The 19,159-nt window shown below is 71.1% G+C and carries 16 protein-coding genes; 5 read left to right on the forward strand and 11 right to left on the reverse strand.

Annotated elements, in window-relative coordinates; translation table 11 throughout:
• Positions 1 to 21: 21 nt before the first annotated feature.
• The gene (gene katG, locus ABT057_RS07330) at positions 22 to 2,235 is read left to right on the forward strand and encodes a catalase/peroxidase HPI (protein ID WP_352341484.1); all 2,214 of its coding nucleotides are present in this window, start codon (positions 22 to 24) and stop codon (positions 2,233 to 2,235) included.
• Positions 2,236 to 2,309: 74 nt separating this feature from the next.
• On the opposite strand, the gene ABT057_RS07335 is transcribed toward katG, so the two are convergent.
• The 10 genes from ABT057_RS07335 to ABT057_RS07380 form a co-directional block, all read right to left on the reverse strand.
• Complete coding sequence (locus ABT057_RS07335) at positions 2,310 to 2,768, reverse strand: flavin reductase family protein (RefSeq protein WP_352341485.1); 459 nt, start codon at positions 2,766 to 2,768, stop codon at positions 2,310 to 2,312.
• Positions 2,769 to 2,829: 61 nt separating this feature from the next.
• Positions 2,830 to 3,588: an NADPH-dependent F420 reductase gene (locus ABT057_RS07340; protein WP_502973811.1), complete on the reverse strand. Its 759-nt coding sequence runs from the start codon at positions 3,586 to 3,588 to the stop codon at positions 2,830 to 2,832.
• A 51-nt stretch (positions 3,589 to 3,639) separates the two neighbouring features.
• Positions 3,640 to 4,785: an acyl-CoA dehydrogenase family protein gene (locus tag ABT057_RS07345; protein WP_352341486.1), complete on the reverse strand. Its 1,146-nt coding sequence runs from the start codon at positions 4,783 to 4,785 to the stop codon at positions 3,640 to 3,642.
• Positions 4,782 to 5,666, reverse strand: coding sequence for a sulfurtransferase (locus tag ABT057_RS07350; protein ID WP_352341487.1), 885 nt, complete (start codon positions 5,664 to 5,666; stop codon positions 4,782 to 4,784). The genes ABT057_RS07345 and ABT057_RS07350 overlap by 4 nt, the downstream gene beginning before the upstream one ends.
• A 20-nt stretch (positions 5,667 to 5,686) precedes the next feature.
• The gene (locus ABT057_RS07355) at positions 5,687 to 6,853 is read right to left on the reverse strand and encodes an MFS transporter (RefSeq protein ID WP_352341488.1); all 1,167 of its coding nucleotides are present in this window, start codon (positions 6,851 to 6,853) and stop codon (positions 5,687 to 5,689) included.
• A gap of 77 nt (positions 6,854 to 6,930) precedes the next feature.
• Entirely contained in the window at positions 6,931 to 8,145 is a 1,215-nt protein-coding gene (locus tag ABT057_RS07360; protein WP_352341489.1) for a styrene monooxygenase/indole monooxygenase family protein, read from the reverse strand.
• Positions 8,142 to 9,278 carry an LLM class flavin-dependent oxidoreductase gene (locus ABT057_RS07365; protein WP_352341490.1) on the reverse strand — a complete coding sequence of 379 codons (1,137 nt, stop codon included), beginning with the start codon at positions 9,276 to 9,278 and terminating at the stop codon, positions 8,142 to 8,144. Before ABT057_RS07365 ends, ABT057_RS07360 begins: the two co-directional genes overlap by 4 nt.
• A 47-nt stretch (positions 9,279 to 9,325) precedes the next feature.
• Positions 9,326 to 10,144 (reverse strand): TauD/TfdA dioxygenase family protein, encoded by an 819-nt coding sequence (locus tag ABT057_RS07370; protein ID WP_352341491.1) that lies wholly within the window; start codon positions 10,142 to 10,144, stop codon positions 9,326 to 9,328.
• 12 nt (positions 10,145 to 10,156) lie between these two features.
• Positions 10,157 to 11,089: an L-tyrosine/L-tryptophan isonitrile synthase family protein gene (locus ABT057_RS07375; RefSeq protein ID WP_352341492.1), complete on the reverse strand. Its 933-nt coding sequence runs from the start codon at positions 11,087 to 11,089 to the stop codon at positions 10,157 to 10,159.
• A 289-nt stretch (positions 11,090 to 11,378) separates the two neighbouring features.
• Positions 11,379 to 12,707, reverse strand: coding sequence for an aminotransferase class V-fold PLP-dependent enzyme (locus ABT057_RS07380; RefSeq protein WP_352341493.1), 1,329 nt, complete (start codon positions 12,705 to 12,707; stop codon positions 11,379 to 11,381).
• A gap of 365 nt (positions 12,708 to 13,072) precedes the next feature.
• Here ABT057_RS07380 and ABT057_RS07385 point away from each other — a divergent pair, with 365 nt between their 5' ends.
• From ABT057_RS07385 to ABT057_RS07400, 4 genes are all read left to right on the forward strand, one after another.
• Positions 13,073 to 14,032 (forward strand): LysR family transcriptional regulator, encoded by a 960-nt coding sequence (locus ABT057_RS07385; RefSeq protein WP_352341494.1) that lies wholly within the window; start codon positions 13,073 to 13,075, stop codon positions 14,030 to 14,032.
• A gap of 200 nt (positions 14,033 to 14,232) precedes the next feature.
• Positions 14,233 to 15,930 (forward strand): ABC transporter ATP-binding protein, encoded by a 1,698-nt coding sequence (locus ABT057_RS07390; protein ID WP_352341495.1) that lies wholly within the window; start codon positions 14,233 to 14,235, stop codon positions 15,928 to 15,930.
• Positions 15,927 to 17,762, forward strand: coding sequence for an ABC transporter ATP-binding protein (locus tag ABT057_RS07395; protein ID WP_352341496.1), 1,836 nt, complete (start codon positions 15,927 to 15,929; stop codon positions 17,760 to 17,762). The genes ABT057_RS07390 and ABT057_RS07395 overlap by 4 nt, the downstream gene beginning before the upstream one ends.
• A 52-nt stretch (positions 17,763 to 17,814) precedes the next feature.
• Positions 17,815 to 18,882 carry an iron-siderophore ABC transporter substrate-binding protein gene (locus ABT057_RS07400; protein WP_352341497.1) on the forward strand — a complete coding sequence of 356 codons (1,068 nt, stop codon included), beginning with the start codon at positions 17,815 to 17,817 and terminating at the stop codon, positions 18,880 to 18,882.
• Between the two features lie 57 nt (positions 18,883 to 18,939).
• Here the strand turns inward: ABT057_RS07400 and ABT057_RS07405 are convergent, their stop codons facing one another.
• Complete coding sequence (locus ABT057_RS07405) at positions 18,940 to 19,143, reverse strand: MbtH family protein (RefSeq protein WP_352341498.1); 204 nt, start codon at positions 19,141 to 19,143, stop codon at positions 18,940 to 18,942.
• Between the last annotated feature and the right edge of the window lie 16 nt (positions 19,144 to 19,159).

Genomic DNA, 19,159 nt, shown 5'->3' on the forward strand with positions numbered 1-19,159 from the left:
CCCCAGTTCGGAAGGATCCCTATGTCCGAGAACCACGACGCAATCGTCACCGACGCGAAGGAGCAGGCGGGCGGTTGCCCGGTCGCCCACGGGCGCGCCGCGCACCCGACCCAGGGTGGCGGTAACCGCCAGTGGTGGCCGGAGCGGCTCAACCTGAAGATCCTCGCCAAGGACCCCGCGGTGGCGAACCCGCTCGGTGAGGGCTTCGACTACGCCGAGGCGTTCAAGAACCTCGACCTCGCCGCCGTGAAACAGGACATCGCCGAGGTGCTGACCACCTCGCAGGACTGGTGGCCGGCCGACTTCGGCAACTACGGCCCGCTGATGGTCCGTATGGCCTGGCACAGCGCCGGCACCTACCGCATCAGCGACGGCCGCGGCGGTGGCGGCCGCGGGCAGCAGCGCTTCGCGCCGCTGAACAGCTGGCCGGACAACGGCAACCTGGACAAGGCCCGCCGTCTGCTGTGGCCGGTCAAGAAGAAGTACGGCCAGTCCATCTCCTGGGCCGACCTCATGATCCTCACGGGCAACGTCGCGCTGGAGCAGATGGGCTTCGAGACCTTCGGCTTCGGCGGCGGCCGCGCCGACGTCTGGGAGGCCGACGAGGACGTGTACTGGGGTCCCGAGACCACCTGGCTCGACGACCAGCGCTACACCGGCGACCGCGAGCTGGAGAACCCGCTCGGCGCCGTCCAGATGGGCCTCATCTACGTCAACCCCGAGGGCCCGAACGGCAACCCGGACCCGCTGGCCGCGGCCCGCGACATCCGTGAGACGTTCCGCCGCATGGCGATGAACGACGAGGAGACCGTCGCCCTCATCGCCGGTGGTCACACCTTCGGCAAGACCCACGGCGCGGGCCCGGCGGACAACGTCGGCGACGACCCCGAGGCCGCCACCATGGAGGAGCAGGGCCTGGGCTGGAAGTCCACCTACGGCACCGGCAAGGGCGGCGACGCCATCACCTCCGGTCTCGAGGTCACCTGGACCACCAAGCCCACCCAGTGGAGCAACGACTTCTTCGACATCCTGTTCGGCTACGAGTGGGAGCTCTCCGAGTCCCCGGCCGGTGCCAAGCAGTGGGTGGCCAAGGACGCCGAGGCGATCATCCCCGACGCGCACGACCCGTCGAAGAAGCGTCTGCCCACGATGCTCACCACCGACCTCTCGCTGCGCTTCGACCCGATCTACGGTGAGATCTCGCGCCGCTTCCACGAGAACCCGGCCGAGTTCGCGGACGCCTTCGCCCGCGCCTGGTACAAGCTGACCCACCGTGACATGGGCCCGAAGTCGCTGTACCTCGGCGCCGAGGTCCCGGCGGAGACGCTGCTGTGGCAGGACCCGCTGCCGGCGGCCGAGGGCGAGGCCGTCGACGCGGCCGACGTCGCGGCGCTCAAGGCCAAGGTGCTCGCCTCCGGTCTGACCGTCTCACAGCTCGTGTCCACCGCGTGGGCGTCGGCCTCCACCTTCCGTGGCAGCGACAAGCGCGGCGGTGCCAACGGCGCCCGGATCCGCCTCGAGCCGCAGCGCGGCTGGGAGGTCAACAACCCGGACGAGCTGGCCCAGGTGCTGCGCGTCCTGGAGGGCATCCAGACGGAGTTCAACTCCGGCGCCAAGAAGGTCTCCCTGGCCGACCTGATCGTCCTCGGCGGCGCCGCCGGTGTCGAGAAGGCCGCCAAGGACGCGGGCGTCGACGTGGAGGTCCCCTTCACGCCGGGCCGGGTCGACGCGACCGAGGAGCACACGGACCCCGAGTCGTTCGCCGCGCTGGAGCCGACCTCGGACGGGTTCCGCAACTACCTGGGCAAGGGCAACCGTCTGCCGGCCGAGTACCTGCTGCTCGACCGCGCCAACCTGCTGAACCTGTCCGCCCCCGAGCTGACGGTCCTCGTCGGCGGCCTGCGCGTCCTGGGCGCCAACACCGCCCAGTCGTCGCACGGCGTCTTCACGGACACCCCCGGCAAGCTGACGAACGACTTCTTCGTCAACCTGCTCGACCTGGGCACGACCTGGAAGTCGACCTCGGAGGACCAGACCCTCTTCGAGGGCCGCGACGCCGACACGGGCGAGCTGAAGTGGACCGGCACCCGCGCCGACCTGGTCTTCGGCTCCAACTCCGAGCTGCGCGCCCTCGCCGAGGTCTACGCGAGCGACGACGCGAAGGCGAAGTTCGTGAACGACTTCGTCGCGGCCTGGGTCAAGGTCTCGAACCTGGACCGCTTCGACCTGGTCTGATCTCCGCGCACACCGCCGGAGGCCACCGCGTTCGAGGAACGCGGTGGCCTCCGGGCGTCGGCGTCCGTCGCGGGTCAGGGCGCCGCCGTCCGCTGGAACCGCCCGGCGTAGAACAGCAGGGCGGTGTCCCCGTCGCCGGTGGTGGAGGAGAGCACCTCACCGAGGAACAGCGAGTGGTCGCCGGCGAGATGGGACTCGACCGGCCTGCACTCCAGCCACCCCAGCGCGCCGGTCAGCAGCGGCGCCCCGGTCAGCGGCCCCGGGTGCCAGGCGACCCCGTCGAACTGGCGCCGGCCCAGCGGCCTGGCCTTGTCGGCGAAGTAGCGGGCGATCGGCTCCTGGCCCGCGCCCAGGATCGAGACGCCGAAGCCGCGTGAGCTGCTGAGACTGGTGTGCATGACCGCCGTGTGCGCGACGCAGCAGTGCACGAGCGGAGGATCGAGCGAAACCGATCCGAACGCGTTCGCGGTCATCGCGTGGACCTCGGGCTCGCCGACGGACAGCACGACGACACCCGAGGCGAACCTGGACATCGTCTGCCGGAACGAAACCGACACTCTCTCCCCCCGTTCCCGGCACCGACGTGCCGGACGATCACTCGTACTTGCTCGTGTCGGGGAGCCTCTCCCCCAGGTGATCGCGGACGGCGACGGCGGTCAGTTCCGTCACCAGGCCGGCGTCCACCGGGATCCCCCGTGTCTCGTGGAACCAGCGGTGGAACGCCTCCTGGTTCGCTCCCCACGGCGGCGGTCCCGGAAAGTACGGCGTGACGTAGACCGGGGTGCCCGGTTGGCTGCGCCAGCTGTCGGCGAGGGTGCCGATGTCCACGGTGTCGTAGCCGAGAACGTCCAGCAGCGCGGTCACGTCGGCCTTGGCGTCCGGGTGGTCGCCTGCGATGGGCAGGGCGCTGCGCTCCCGGGAACCGGATGGCCGGGCGAGGGCCAGCAGGCTGATGAAGAAGATGTTGTTGCACGCCTTGACCACACGCGATTCCGCCAGGTGCCGTTGCACGAGGGCGCTGGAGGTCAGCTCGCCCGTGTCCAGTTCGGCGATGCGGCCGTCGCGCTCCGGGTAGTAGTTCATCGTGTCGATCACGGTCTTGCCCGTCAGCTCCGCGGCGGGCAACCGGTCGTAGGCGTGCAGCGGTACGGTCGCCACCACCAGGTCGCCGGACCGGGCGGCCTCGGCGGGGGTGGCCGCGCGGGCCTGGGCGCCGAGTTCGGCGACCAGGTCGGCGAGGGTCTCGGGAGCGCGGGAGTTGCTCAGCACGACGTCAAGGCCGGCGGCCACGGCCAGCCGGGCCAGCATGCCGCCGATCATGCCGCTGCCGATCAGCCCGAGAGTCTTGGTCACGATGTCGTTCTCCGTTTCGTTGGTCAGAGCGGTGGCCTGGATCGCGTCACATCACGCGAACGGGCTCACGGTGTTCTCCGCGCCCAGCAGAGCGGCGCCGTAGATCTCCAGGTTGACCTGCGGGATGAGCATCCCGTGCCGGGCCGCCACGCTCGCGTCCCGCCAGATCCGCTGCAGAGGGCTGGCGTCGGCCAGGCCGCTGGAACCGTGGGCGGTCATGAGGGTGTCGATGGCGCGGCCGACATGGCGGACGGCCACGGCGGCGTCGGCACGGTACCGGGCGCGCTGGAGTTCGGTGGGAAGGACGGCCTCGACGGCGTGCCGGTCGAGGGCGTCGGCGGCCCGGTAGGCGTGCAGGTCGGCGGTGTCCAGGGCGGCGGCGGCCTCGGCGATCTGGAGCTGGAAGGCCACGGAGTCGCGTTGGCGGGCGAACGTGGTGAAGGCGATGCCCTTGTGCTCGGCGGCTTCCATGACGTGGGTCAGGGCGGCGCGGCCGAGGCCGAGCTGGGGGCCGGCGACCATCAGCACGAGCGAGGGCACGATGGCGCTGCGGTAGGAGGGGGCGACGCCCAAGGTGACGTTGGAGCCCGCCACCAGGGGGCCGAGCCGCAGCACCCGGTGCTCCGGCACGAACACGTCGTCGATCACATAGCGGTTGCTGCCGGTCGACCGCATGCCGGCCATGTGCCACTCGTCGATGATCTCGTAGTCCTCGCGCGGCACCAGGAAGGCCGCCGGGCCCTCTTCGAGGACGGCGGACGCTATCACCCACGACGCGTGCCAGATGCCGGAGGCGTAGCTCCAGTCGCCGCTGAGCCGGTAGCCGCCCGGCACCCGGCGGACCGGGCCGCTGGGCTTTAGGGTGCCGCTGACCAGGCTGTCGGGAGTGTCGCCCCACACGTCGTCCTGTGCCTGTTCGGGGAACAGTGCCACGCACCAGCTGTTGCCGTTCCACAGTGAGGTCAACCAGCCGGCGCCGCCGTCGATCGCGGCCACGGCGGACGCCACCTCCAGGTGCGTGCGCAGCGGTGCCTCGGCGCCGCCGTACCGCTTGGGTGTGGCGGTGCGGAACACGCCCGCCTCCCGCATGGCCGCCACGGTCTCGTCGGACAGCCGACGTTCGGCGTCGGCCTGCGGGGCCGCTGCGGTCAGGTGCGGGGCCAGGGCGTCGATGGCCTTGAGAACACCGGAGCTCATCGCGAGCCTCCTCCGGGATCGGGTGTAGGGGTGTCGCCGCGTTCGACGGGCACTCCCACCAGCGAGCCGTACTCGCCCCAGGACCCGTCGTAGTTCTTGACGTCCGGCCGGCCGAGCAGTTCGCTCAGGACGAACCACGAGTGCGCCGAGCGGGCGCCGACCCAGCAGTAGGTGATACATCCGCGCGCCGGGTCCAGCGCTGCGTAGACCTCTTCCAGTTCCTGCCGGGACTTGAAGGCGCCGTCCTCGTCGAGCGCTTTGTCCCACTCCAGGTTGACCGCGCCGGGCACGTGGCCTGCGCGCTGGGCCACCTCGTGCGGGTTGTTGCCGGGCGCGAACGCCTCACCGGCGAACCCGGGTGCGAAGATGCGGCCCGCGTACTCGTCGGGGGTGCGCACGTCGAGCAGGTTCCGGGTGCCGATGGCGGCGAGTACGTCGTCCCGGGTGGCCCGGATCGAGCCGTCGGGGTCCTGGGCGTGGTAGTCGGTGGCCGGGCGGACCGTCTCCTCGGAGGTGAGGGGGTGGCCGTCGCGCTGCCACTTCTCCCTGCCGCCGTCGACGAGTTTCACCGACCGGTGCCCGTAGAGCCTGAAGTACCAGAGTGTCAGTGCCGCGAGGAGGTTCGCGTTCACCGAGTAGAGCACGACGGTGTCGTCGTTGCCGATGCCCTTCGCGCTCAACAGCTTTTCGAACGCGCCGCGGTCGATGACACCCAGTCGTAAGCCGTCCTGGAACTCGTCCCAGCCGATCCAGACGGCACCGGGAACGTGTCCCTTCCGGTAGTCGGCGTCGCTGTTGCCGGTTTCCACGAACACCGTCGCCGGATCATCGAGGTGGGCCACCGCCCATGCTCCGGTGACCACGGAGGATTCTCGAGTCATGGTGCGCTCCTTCGGGGTTGTCAGGCCACCGAGACCTCGGGGTTCGTGCCCGGTTCCGGGGCCACGGCGGTACGACGGTCCCGGTGCCAGGCGAACAGGCAGGTCAGGATGCCGAGCACGGTGATACCGGCGGCCACCGGGTAGATCGCGCGCAGCCCCAGGTCGGAGTCGATGATCCGGCCGCCGAGCCATGACGCGAGGGCCGCCGCGAGCTGATAGGCGGACGAGTTCACCGCGAGCGCCAGCGTGGGTGCCGTCGAGGCGGTCCCCAGCACCCTGGCCTGTGTGCCGGGCACGATCGAGAAGCCCAGCGCTCCGAGCAGGAAGACCATGATCGCGGAGGCCACGAGGCCCGCGCCGACCGCCCACATCCCCAGGAGGGCGACCGCCAGCGTGGTCAGCAGACCGACCAGCGAGGGCATCAGCGCGCGGTCGGCCAGCCAGCCGCCCGCGAGGTTGCCCGCGGTCGCGCCGACGCCGTAGACGAGGAGCAGGATCGGCACCGCGGAGTCGGAGAACCCGGAGACGTCGGTGAGCAGCGGCGAGAAGTAGGTGAACACGATGAGCAGGCCCGCGTTGCCGACGACGGTGACCAGGATGGCCAGCTGGACGGGAGAGTTGCGCAGCACCCGCAGCTCGCCGAAGGCGGAGGTGGAGGTTTCGTTGGTGACGTCGGGTACGAAGCGCGCCACCATCAGCAGGCCGACGGCGCAGGTGAGGGCGATGGCGACGAACGTCGCGCGCCACCCGAAGCTGTTGCCGATCAGGGTGCCCAGGGGAGCGCCGAGGATCATCGCGAGGTTCATGCCCAGGATCAGCTTCGCCACCGTGGAGGCCGCCTTCTCGGGCGGCACGGTCGAGGTGGCGATGACGATCGCGTTGGCGAAGAACGTCGAGGTCACCAGGGCCGTGACGACCCGCGCCACGAACGCCACGCCGTAGACGGGCGCGAGCGCGGAGGCCAGGTTGCCGAGGACGGCGATCGCCAGCAGGACCAGGAGCAGCTTCTTCCGCGGGTACCGGGCGGTGAGAGCCGTCACCACCGGGCCGCCGAAGATCATGCCGATGGCGTACGCCGTGACGAGGAGGCCGGCCGCCGGAATGGACACGTCGAGGCCGTCGGCGACGTCCGGCAGGATTCCGGCGACCACGAATTCACCGGTGGTGATGCCGAAGACGCACAGCATTAAGGACAGGACACTGATAGGCATTTTTCCTCTTCGCATCGGAATCGTTCGTACTGCGGCTTGCGGCCCGCGCCGCCTCAGGTGCAGCTCTTGACGAAGGAGTCCACTCCGTCGGGGTGGGAGAGCACGGCCCACATCGCGACCGGGTCGTGGAAGCGGCTGACGAACGCGTCCGCGACCCGCTTGTCACCTGCCGCCCTGCCGAGCAGGTCCCGGACGTGTGGCGGGGGTGGCGCCAGGAACGCGTTGCTCCACGCGACGACATGGCGTGCGTGCTCCCACAGCCGGGCCGAGGCGTCGCGGCAGAACTCGGCGTCGAGCGGGCCGGCGGCCGAGGCGATGAGCTCGGCCAGCGCGAAGGCCGTGTGCGAGCCGAGATTGGCGCCCTGGGCGGTGAGCGGGTCGTTGGTGATCCAGGCATCGCCGATGGCCAGGGCGCAGGTGCCGTCCGCCACCTGGGCCCATCCCCTGCGGACCGCCGGCGTGACGCCGCCCTGCGCCAGCTCGCCCGGCGCGACGAGGCCGAACCGCGCGGAGTCGACGCGTTCGCGCAGACTGGGCGCGTACTCGGCGACCAGGCGCAGCACCTCGCGGTGAAAGCCCGCCGGATCGGCGTCGGCGTCCAGGTGGGCGGGCGGCTCCAGCGGACCGCCCGGCACCGCCTCGAACGCCAGCACGTGCGCCGGTCCGAGGCGGGACAGGAACGGTATCCGCAGGATCTCCCCGATGCCGGGCAGGAAGTGGATGTCCAGCGTGTGCGGCACGTCCTCCCGGATCCCGTGGTAGAAGCCGCTGCACAGGATGCGCTGCGGTGTCGTGTGCGGCGAGCGCGCGGGGTCCACCGGGAACAGCTCCCGCATGGACCGGTCGCCGTTGGCGACCACGACCAGCTCGTGCCGGCGGGCGACCTGGTCCACCGTGACGGGACCGGTCAGGGCGTTCCCGCCGCGCCGGGTGAACTCCTCGAACAGGTGCGGCAGATAGAGGCGGAAGTCCACGACGCTCGACGGCGGGGTCAGCGCCGCGGTGAACTCAAGGTCGGTGTCCTCGCCGTGGACGGTGATCGACCAGTTGTGCACCCGGGCGTCGTCGGACTGCCAGGCGTGCACGCCGAGCGACTCCTCACGCGCCTGCGTCGGCCCGAAGCGGGCCGGGAAGTTCCTCGGCCGCGCCGCGCCGAGCTCCTCGGCGGTCGCCGCGGAGTACAGCGTCACGGGTATGCCCAGTTGCTGGAGACGCAGCGCCAGCTGCAGCCCGGAGATGCCGGAACCGATGATGCCGATGCCGGTCATGCGCCCACCTGCCCGGTGAAGGAGTCCGACCGCAGCCGGCCGGCCAGCCAGGCCACGCTCTCCACCGCGTATCCGGCGGCCTCGGGGGACGCCAGGGCCGAGACGGGGATGAGCACGGGCAGGCGCATCCCCGCGTCGGCGAGTTCACCGATCCGGTCGAGTACGGTCTGCCGGCTGCCCACGATCGCCAGGTCGGCGACCAGCTGGTCGGGTACGACGGCCAGCGCCTGCTCGACCTGCTCACGCGTCAGACGGTGCGGCAGCAGGTGGGACAGCCCGGGGTAGTCCTCCCCGAACGGATGGGCGACGTCGTACTCGCGCCACTTGGCGGCACCGGCGTGCAGCGCGAGATACCGGATCGCCTTGACGCCGGTCAGCTCGCGGGCCGCCTCGTCGGTCTCGGCGACCAGGATCGGCACGCCGCCCGCGGCGACGATCCCGTCCGGGTCCCGGCCCGCGGCGACGGCGGCCCCTCGCACGACGGCCAGCCTGCGGGCGTACTCGGCCGGCGTCATCAGGTCCGAGGGGAGCCAGCCGTCGCCGTAGCGGCCGGCGAGCGCGGTCATGCGGGGGCCGCTGCCGCCCACCCAGATCTCCGGGACGGAGCCGTCGGGCGCACGCAGGTCCATGACCGCCTGGTCCAGGGTGAAGAACTCGCCCTCGAAGTCGTAGGGCCCCTTGGTGTCGAAGAACATCCGCAGGATCCGCAACGCCTCCTCGACCCGGTCCACCTGCCGGTGGGCCCGGATCCCGTAGGGCCGGAGGTTCTCCTGCGCGCCCGCGCCGATGCCGATGACGGGTGGCCGCTCGGTGAACTGCGCCAGCGTCAGCGCGGTCTGGGCCAGCACGGCCGGGTGCCTGCGGTGCGGGTCCGTGACCCCGACGGCCAGCCGCACCGGTCCGGCGTGCGTCGCGAAGTTGCCGAGCACGGTGGCGAACTCGAGTGACAGGTCGGGGGACGGGAGGGCCGCGGCCAGGTAGCTGAAACCGGTGTCCCATGCCTGCCGCGGAAACACGTTGATCAAGTGGTCGAACACGACGAACGTGTCCACGCCCGCCGAGCGTGCGAGGTCGAGCAGACCCCGCCCGCCCTCGACCGGCCCGACGGCGTCCCACGCCAGTCCCACTCTCATACCCCGCTCCTCACAGCCAGTGGTTTCGTGATGGACTCGTCGGCGCCTCAGATGACCTCGACCCGCTGGAGGTGGCGCTTGGTGGGACCGCTGAACGCGTTGCGCCCGTGGATGAGCGAGAAGTTGTCCGCGATCAGGATGTCGCCGGCCTGCCAGTCGTGGTCGTAGCAGTACTCGGGGCGGTGCACGCGCTCGGCGAGCGAGGTGAGGAACTCGTCCGCCTCGGACCCGTCGATCCCGTCGACCTCGACGTACACCGGGTTCTTGTACTTCTCCGGCGACAGCGGCTCGGCGAACCGCAGTACGGGCAGGCCGGTGACGGGGTGCTGGGAGACCAGCCGCTCGGTGACCTGCCCGCCGTAGTGGACGACCTTGTCGGTCGAGTAGGTCATGCTGATCCTGCTCCAGCGCTCGCGCAGCGCGTCGTCCGCGTCCCGGTAGACCCGCGAGGTGTCGGAGAAGACCGTTTCCCCGCCCACGCCCGGTGTCACGTCCAGGCACTGGAAGAAGAAGTAGCGCGGATTCGCCTCGACGAAGGCGCCGTCCCAGTGGAAGGGCACGTCGCCGCTGTCGAACAGATAGTTCTTGGGGTTCTCCTCGACCACCAGGTCGACCACTTCGCCGGGTTCCCACTCGAGGACCTCGCCCCAGCGCCGGCAGTAGTCGGCGAACGCCTGCTTGGCCATCAGCTGGAAGCCGCGCAGCACCAGGACCCGCGACTCCACCGTCCAGCGCGCGAGCGTGTCGACGGGGATCTCCTCGATCCGGGCGCCGCCGCCGGCCGCCTGCACGACGCGGCCGAACGGGCGCAACGGGGTGTGCGTCAGCTTGGTGTTCTCGGTGGAGCCACAGGGATAACTCGTCAAGGGATCGCCTTCCTACGATTTGATGGCCGAATGGGGTTCGACGAAGTGGCTCGGCCGGCCGTGGCGCCAGACGACGGAGGCGTCGGCCTTCTCGGCGTCCCACTTCTTGACCAGCGAGAGCTTGGTGCCGTCGTCGAGCACCACTCCGTGCCACGGCGTCAACCACGCGTCCTGGGTCCGCAGCAGGCGTACGCCGATCTTTCCCGAGTGCGGTGACTGCGGATGGATGGACAGGCGAAGGGCCTGCGGGAACCGCTCGGCCACCACCCGGCTCCAGGCGTTGCTGCGGCTGATCGTCCGGTAGGCCAGTTCCTTGGACTCGTTCCGCAGCGCCGTCCGCGAGACCTTGTCGCCCTTGACGCCCACGGCGTCCTCGAACATGAAGCGGTGGATGCCGTTGAAGAGCGCCCTGGTACCGCTGTCGGTGCGTACGCCTTCCTTCAGCTCCTCGACCGTCGGGGCGTAGTTGTGTTCGAGCACCTTGCGCAGGGTCGGGTAGTCCACCCCGCCGAACGCGTCGTCCAGCCCGTACAGGTCCAGCGACGGCCAGTTGGCCGCCGCGATCATCTCGGCGAGGCACACCCGGTACTCGGTGACCACGTCGTCGGCCACGCCGACCACGTCACCGAAGACATGGCCGTCCGAGCAGATGGTGACCCGCGCGCCCGAGGGGTGGAAGTGGCCGATGTAGTCGCACAGCGACTGCAGGAAGTCCAGCCCCATGTACTCGCCCAGGTCCGGAAGCTCCCCCAGCACCTTGGTGCGGTTGGGCGACTTGGCCGGGAAGGCGGGCAGGACCAGGTGTATCGGCTGTGAGCGGCGGATGAAGTAGTCCAGTTTGGCGCGGTGTTCCTCGAGGCAGGCGGCGCAGGGCGCGGAGACGCACTCCTGGCTGTCGGTCTGCCCGACCGCTGCCAGCCAGGTCCGCTGGGAGCGGTACAGCAATTTGACGATCTTGTCCGATGACTCCGTACAGTCAGCCTCTATCGGGCCAGTACTCAATTCAATTACCCCCGTTGAGCAATACGGACGTGAAATTGACCGACAGTGATTCTCGGCCATTTCCGGATTTCCGTAGGGGGGAATGCCGACGTCGATCGTTTCCGCATCGGTTTCGGCCACCCCCAAGACGCTGCTCAGGTTTGCATACCACGGAGCGGCCCTGCAATAGCCGACCGATTAGATAAGAAGGACGACCGATAGAGGAAAGTCTATGGAAAAACCGGCGGTGATCTCAGCCCAGGAACTCCGGTTCCCCGCGGGGATCGGGGACCGGCCGCCAGCCCTCGTCGGAGCGCCGGTAGGTCCATCGCGGACCGTGGCGCAGCAGGTCGGCCAACGCGCCGAGGAAGCGCTCGACGTGCTCGGCGGTGGTGCCCAGACCGACGCTGGCCCGCAGCGCGCCGGCGGACCCGTCGGCGCCGCCCACCAGGTGGCGCACGGCCTGGTGGGCGCAGAACGCGCCGTAGCGGATGCCGATCCCGTGCTCCGCGGCGAGCGCGGTGGCGACGAGTTCCTGGTCGGCCGGCGCGCCGGCGCCGTCCACGACTGTGAACGACACGACGCCGACGCTCGGGTGGTCCGGACCCCACATCCCGAGCAGACGGACACCGGGAATCTCGGCCAGGCCCAGCCGCAGCCGGGCGGCGAGCGTCCGCTCGTGGCCCTCTATCGCGTCCCATCCCGCCGCCGACAGGGTGTCGCAGGCGACGGCCATCGCATGGGCGCCCACCACGTTCGGTGAACCCGCTTCGTGCCGGTGGGGCAGGTCCGCCCAGGTCACGCTCTCCACTCCGGCGTCATCGGCCACCCGTGCGGTCGCGCCGCCGCCCGCCAGGTAGGGCTCGGCGGCGGCCAGCCAGTCGGGTGCGCCCACCAGGGCCCCGGCACCGAACGGGGCGTACAGCTTGTGCCCGGACAGTGCCACCCAGTCCACCTCGAGCGCGGACATGTCCAGCGGCCGGTGCGGCACCAGCTGGGCGGCGTCGAGCACCACCCGCGCGCCGTGCCGGCGGGCCACGTCGGTCAGTTCGGCCACCGGCCACACTTCGCCCGTGACGTTGGAGACACCGGTGATCACCACCAGTCTCGGCCCCTTCGACGTGGTGGCCAGCGCGTCGTCGAGCACGCGCATCGCGTCCTTCGGCCGGGCCGGCACCCCCAGCCGCCAGACCTTGGCGTCGCGCCACGGCAGCAGCGCGGCGTGATGGTCGGTCGAGAACCGGAACACCATGGTGTCGGGCGGCACGGCACGAGCCAGCAGATTGAGCGCGTCGGTGGTGTTGCGGGTGAACAGCACGGAGGTGTCGCGCCCGGCGCCCACGAAGCCGCGCACCGACGCCCGGGCCCGCTCGTAGGCCCGCGTGGTCACCCGGGAGGTGAAGCCGGACCCTCGGTGCACGCTGCTGTACCACGGCAGCAGCCGGTTCACCCCCTGCTGGACGGCGGTGAGACAGGGGGCGCTCGCGGCGTGGTCGAGGTGGCCGTGGGACACCTGTCGCCCGTCGACCAGCGGCACCAGCAGATCCGCGCCCACCACACTCGGAATGCACCCGACACCCATACCGACCCTCCGTTGCCCATTGCGTTGGCGTGGCTGCTCGATGCACGGCGCCGAGCGGACGGTTCCCCTTGTGCGTGCCCTGTGAGTGAGCCGTCGGAAGGCGTGTGACCGCGGTCAGGCCGGCGTCGCAGCACAGCCGTGGACGTGACCACGGGTTTTCCCCCGGATTTCCCCCACTGCCAACTCCCCAGAATCAACTGTTCCGGCTCCGCGGAATGGACTGAAAACTGGTGGTTCACCTGCCTGCCCCGCGCTAGAGTGGGGGACCATGCTGTCATTGCACCAAGGTTCGGTCAACGGCTCATCAATTAGATATTCGCAGACAGCGTTAGATGGTTCATTATGAATACGGGGGAATGCCGGTCATGGAGGACCCGACCGTTCATCAACTTCGGCTGCTGCTCACGCTGGCCGAGGAACTCCACTTCAAACGGGCGGCCGGAAGGCTGTATCTCACGCAGCCGGCGCTCAGCCAGCAGATCCGCTCTCTCGAACAACGACTCGGCGTGAAGTTCTTCACCCGGACCAGCCGACGCGTCGAACTGACCCCCACGGGGCAGGCCCTGCTCCCCCTGGTGAGGAACGTCGTCACCGCGACGGAGCACCTGCGCAACGCGGCGTCCCGCTCCGCGACGGGGGACACCCGGCTGCGGCTGGGAGTGTGCGAGAACGTCGCCGCACTGGAGGCCACCCGCAGCGTGCTCGACGCGATTTCCGCCCTGTACCCCTGTATGGGCCCGGAGATCCACGTGCTGGACTTCGTCGAGCAGATGACGGTGCTGCAGAGCGGTGCGATCGACGCCGTCTTCGCCTACCTGCCGGTGCCCGACGGCCTGCACAGCCAGCCGTTGGCCACGGAACCGCGCATGGTGTGCGTCGCCAGTTCCGATCCGCTGGCCGAGTACTCCTCGGTGACCCTGGCGGACCTGGCCGACTATCCGGTGGTCAGCCTGGCGCAGCAGATGCACCAGGGGGGCCGGGACTTCTGGGCGGCCGACCCGCGCCCGGACGGCTCGCGCGTCCGCTACACCGGTCATCACGTCACCCGGTTCGAGTCACTGCTGTCGATGGCCTCCTTCGGCGGGGCGATCGCCTTCGTGCCCTCCGCGGCGGCGCGCCTCTATCCCCGCCCCGACATCCGCTACCTGCCGGTGCGTGACCTGCCGGACTGCACACTGGGCGTGGTCTGGCCCGCGGTGGACCGCGACAAGCCGCAGATCGCGGCCCTCGAGGACATCTGCAAACAGCTGCACAGCCAACGCCTGCTGACCAGCGCCATGCAGAATCTCACCCGGCTGCTGGAGCTGGAGACGACCTACTGCTGACGGAGGGCCGGCCCGTCGCCCGGGCTCGTCCGCCGGTCGCCCCGGCACCCTCGACCCGACCGCCGCGCACGCCTGTTGGCCCGCCCCGCCACTCGCGGCGCCCTTCGTCACGAACCGGTCTTCTCCGCCGGAGCCATTGACGCCACGACACTTACTTAGACTAGCCTTGCCTAAGTTGGCCGCTTCCGGAGGGTGGGCTGGTGGGAACAGGGAAGTGGTCGGGGCGCGACGTCCTGACGCGCTCGATCGGACAGCAGGGACGTCGCATCACGCTCGCCGCCGCGCTCGGGGCCGCCCATCAACTGGGCGAGGTCTCCGTGCCGGTGCTCATCGGAGTGGTCATCGACCGGGCCGTGGCCAGGTCGGACGGCGGCCTGCTGGCGCTCTGGCTCGGCGTGCTCGCGATCGTCTACGTGGCGCTGTCGTGGAGTTTCCGGCTGGGCGCCCGCTCCGGGGAACGCGCCGCCGAGGAGGCCGCCCACGAACTGCGGCTGGCCCTCGTGCGCCGGGTCCTGGACGCCCGGGGCGGCGCGGAAACAGGCCGGCTGCCCGGTGAGCTGGCCAATGTCGCCACCGAGGACGCCAAGCGCGTCGGCGCGGTCAACATGGCGCTCATGAGCGGGATCTGGGCCTGTGCGGGAGTCGCCGCCGGCGCGGTGGCCCTGCTGGTCATCTCCCTGCCGCTCGGGCTGATCGTGCTGCTCGGCACACCCGCGCTGCTGTATCTCGGCCATCTGCTGAGCAAGCCGCTCGAGCGGCGCAGCGAGGCCCAGCAGGACCGGGCCGCGCACGCCTCCGGGGTGGCCGCCGACCTGGTGGCCGGACTGCGGGTGCTCAAGGGCATCGGAGCCCAGCGGGCGGCGATCGAGCGCTACCGCCTCACCAGCCACGACTCGCTCGCCGCGACGCTGCGGGCGGCCCGCGCGGAGTCCTGGCAGACCGGTCTCGTCATCGCCCTGACCGGCGGGTTCATCACACTCGTCGCGCTCGTGGGCGGCCGGCTGGCGCTCGGCGGCGACATCACGCTGGGGCAGTTGGTGTCCGCCGTGGGCCTCGCGCTCTATCTGCTCGGGCCCCTTGAGACGTTCGCGTGGGTCAACGCCGAACTCGCCCAGGGCCGGGCCTCCGCCGCCCGGATCGCCGAGGTGCTGTCCGCCGACCCCGCGGTCGCTTCCGGCGAGGACGAGCCGGCCGGTCCGGTACGCGGTGCCGTACGGCTGCGCGGCGTACGGCTGGACGGCCTGGACGGCCTGGATCTGGACCTGCCGGCGGGGCGGCTGACCGGCGTCGCCGTCACCGACCCGGCCGACGCGCAGGCCCTGTTGCGCTGCCTGGGCCGGGACGCCGATCCGGAGTCGGGCCGCGTCGAGCTGGACGGCGTACCGCTGACGGCACTCGACCCGGACCTTCTGCGCACCGCGGTCCTGGTCGCGGCGCATGACGCGGCCCTGTTCGAGGGCACCCTCGCGGAGAACGTGGAGGCGACCTCCGGCTCCGAGGACCCCGAGACCCTCCGCTCCATGGCCGCCGCCTGCGCCGACGAGGTGGCGCGTTCGCTGCCGTACGGCGCCGGTACCGATGTCGGGGAGGGCGGGCGGTCGTTGTCCGGCGGGCAGCGGCAGCGCGTCCTGCTCGCCCGGGCCCTGCGGGCCGGCCGCGAGGTGCTCGTCGTGCACGATCCGACCACCGCCGTCGACGCGGTGACCGAGGCCCGGATCGCCGAGGGCATCCGTGAGGTGCGCGGCGGCCGCACCACGGTCCTGGTCACCAACAGCCCCGCCCTGCTTGCCGTCACCGACCGGGTGGTCCTGCTGGACCGCGGCCGGATCGGCGCGGAGGGCACGCACGCGGAGCTCGTACGGACCGACGCGGCCTACCGGACGGCGGTGCTCGCATGACCCCCAAGGACGACTCCGTCACCGCGGCACCGGACCGGGAGCTGCTGCCCACCGCCACCCCCGCCCGCACCCGCGAGGCCGTGCGCGAGCTGCTGCGCCCGCACCGGGCGCTCGCCGTCTCGGGGTTCGGGCTGATGGTGATCGCCACCTCGGTGGGACTGCTCACCCAGCCGCTGCTGGGCCGGATCGTCGACCTGGTCACCGAGCGGCGCTCCCCCGACACGCTGACCACGCCCGTCGTCGCGCTGGCCCTGGTCGCCGTCGTGCAGGGCGTGACGACCGCCTTCGGCATGTCCCTGGTGTCCCGGCTCGGCGAGACCGTACTGGCCCGGCTGCGCGAACTGTTCGTGGAACGGGCGCTGCTGCTGCCCCTGGACCGGCTGGAGAAGGCGGGCTCGGGCGACCTCAACTCCCGGGTCACCCGGGACGTCTCCCGGGTCGCGGACGCCGTGCGCACCGCGCTGCCCGAACTGGCCCGCTCGACGCTGTCGATCGTGCTGACCCTGGGCGCCCTGGCCCTGCTGGACTGGCGGTTCCTGCTGGCCGCGCTGGTCGCCGTGCCCGTCCAGGCGCACACGGCCCGCTGGTACATACGCAACGCCGTCCCCCTCTACGCCAAGGAGCGCATCCTCACCGGCGCCCAGCAGCAGCAGCTCCTCGACAGCATCGGCGGCGCGGCGACCGTACGGGCGCACCGGCTCCAGGCCGCGCACACCCGCCGCGTCACCGAACGCTCGCGGGCCGCCGTCGACCTGACGATGCGTGGTGTCGGGCTCGTGCTGCGCTTCTACAGCCGGCTGCACATCGCCGAGTACGCCGGTCTCGCGGCCGTCCTCGGCACCGGCTTCCTGCTGGTCCGCTCCGGGTCGGCGTCGCTGGGCACGGCGACGGCCGCCGCGCTGTACTTCCACAGTCTGTTCGGGCCGGTCAACACGGCTCTCGTGCTGCTCGACGACGCCCAGTCGGCGACGGCCGGACTCGCCCGGCTGATCGGTGTGGTCGACGAGCCGCCCGCCGAGGAGGCCGCCACCGGCGGCGCGACCGCCGACAAGATCCTGTCCGGCGACAAGGTCATGTCCGGCGAGGTCCCGTCCGACACGGTCACCCTCGCCGGGGTCTCCCACGCCTACCTGCCCGGCCGTCCGGTCCTGCACGAGGTGGACCTGACGGTCCGGCCGAAGGAGCGGGTCGCCCTGGTCGGCACCTCCGGCGCGGGCAAGACCACCCTGGCCAAGCTGGTGGCGGGACTGCACCGGCCGACCGCGGGCCGGGTCGACGTCGGCGGCACCCGGCCGGACGAGTACGGCCGTACGGTCGCGCTGGTCACCCAGGAGGTGCACGTCTTCGCCGGGCCGCTCGCCGACGACCTGCGGCTGGCCCGCCCCGACGCGAGCGACGGGGAACTGGTGGAGGCGCTGTCCGCGGTGGGCGCCCTCGGCTGGGCGGAGGCACTGCCGGAGGGCCTCGCCACCGTGGTGGGCGACGGCGGCCACCAGCTGACCCCCGACCGCGCCCAGCAACTCGCCCTGGCCCGGCTGCTGCTGGCCGATCCGCCGGTCGTCGTCCTGGACGAGGCGACCGCCGAGGCGGGCAGTTCGGGCGCCAGGCAGCTGGAGCAGGCGGCGGAACAGGCGCTGAAGGGGCGGACCGCGATCGTCGTGGCGCACCGGCTCAGCCAGGCGGCGAGCGCCGACCGGGTCGTCGTCCTGCGGGGCGGCCGGATCGTGGAGAACGGCACCCACGACGAACTCCTCGCCGCCGAAGGCTCGTACGCCGCCCTGTGGCGGGCCTGGTCCGACCACCGCACCGATCCCCCGGCCCCCACCCGCTGACCCCGTCACCCCCCGCTGCCCACCTCACCGTCCCGACCGTAAGGATCACTCGATGGCCCGTGTCAGAAGAGCCACCCGGCTGACCGGACTGCTCACCTCCGTACTTCTGCTCATCGGCACCGCCGCCGCCTGCGGCTCCTCCGACGACGCCGGCTCGGCCGGGTCCGCCGCCTCGGAGTCGTCGGCGTCGAGCGGCGCCTTCCCCGTCACCATCCAGCACAAGTACGGCAGTACGACGATCAAGTCCGAGCCGAAGCGGATCGTCACGGTCGGTCTGACCGACCAGGACGCGGTGCTGGCCCTCGGCAAGGTGCCCGTCGGGACGACCGAGTGGCTGGGCGGCTACAAGGGCGCGATCGGCCCGTGGGCCCAGGACAAGCTGGGTTCGGCGGCCGCGCCGACCGTCCTGAAGGACACCGGCACCGGGCCGCAGGTGGAGAAGATCGCCGCACTGAGGCCCGATCTCATCCTCGCTCTGTACTCCGGGCTGACGAAGGCGCAGTACGACAGCCTGTCGAAGTTCGCGCCGGTCGTCGCGCAGCCCAAGGAGTACAACGACTACGGCGTCCCGTGGCAGCAGCAGACCGAGACGATCGGCAAGGCGCTCGGCAAGGAGACCGAGGCCAGGACGCTCGTCCAGGGCGTCGAGGACAAGTTCGCCGCGGCCAAGAAGGCGAACCCGGCGTTCAACGGGGCGACGGGTGTGATGGCGACGCCGTACGAGGGCGTGTTCGTCTACGGCAGCCAGGACCCGCGCTCGCGGCTGCTGGAGGACCTCGGTTTCTCGATGCCGAAAGACCTGGACAAGCTGATCGGCGACTCGTTCGGCGCCAACATCAGCAAGGAGAGATACGACCTCCTCGACCAGGACGTCGCGGTGTGGATCGTGCCCGACCTCACCACGGCGGTGAAGAAGCTGCACGACGACAAGGTGTACGGCGACCAGAGCGTGGTGAAGGAGGGCCGCGAGGTCTTCATCCAGGAGACCGGCGACTACGGCAACGCGGTCTCCCTGTCGACCGTGCTGAGCATTCCGTACGTCCTGGACCGGCTGGTGCCGCAGCTCGCGGCGGCGGTGGACGGCAGGACGGCGACGAAGGTGGAGCAGCCGGCCTCCTGAAACCCTGGTACGTGGAGAAGGGGCGGCCCGGACGGGCCGCCCCTTCCTCATGCCGCCTCAGGCGCGGTCGGCGAGGCTCCTGGGCCGCATGTCCGTCCAGTGGGTCTCCACCCAGTCCAGGCACTCCTGGCGTCCGGCCGGGCCGTGCACGGCCTGCCAGCCGGCCGGGACGTCGACGAACTGGGGCCACAGGCTGTGCTGGCCCTCGTCGTTGACGAGGACGGAGTAGACGCCGTCGGCGTTCTCGAACGGGTTGCTCATGGCTTCGGTGCCTTTC

Source organism: Streptomyces sp. NPDC002588, assembly GCF_040295925.1.
Classification (GTDB): Bacteria; Actinomycetota; Actinomycetes; order Streptomycetales; family Streptomycetaceae; genus Streptomyces.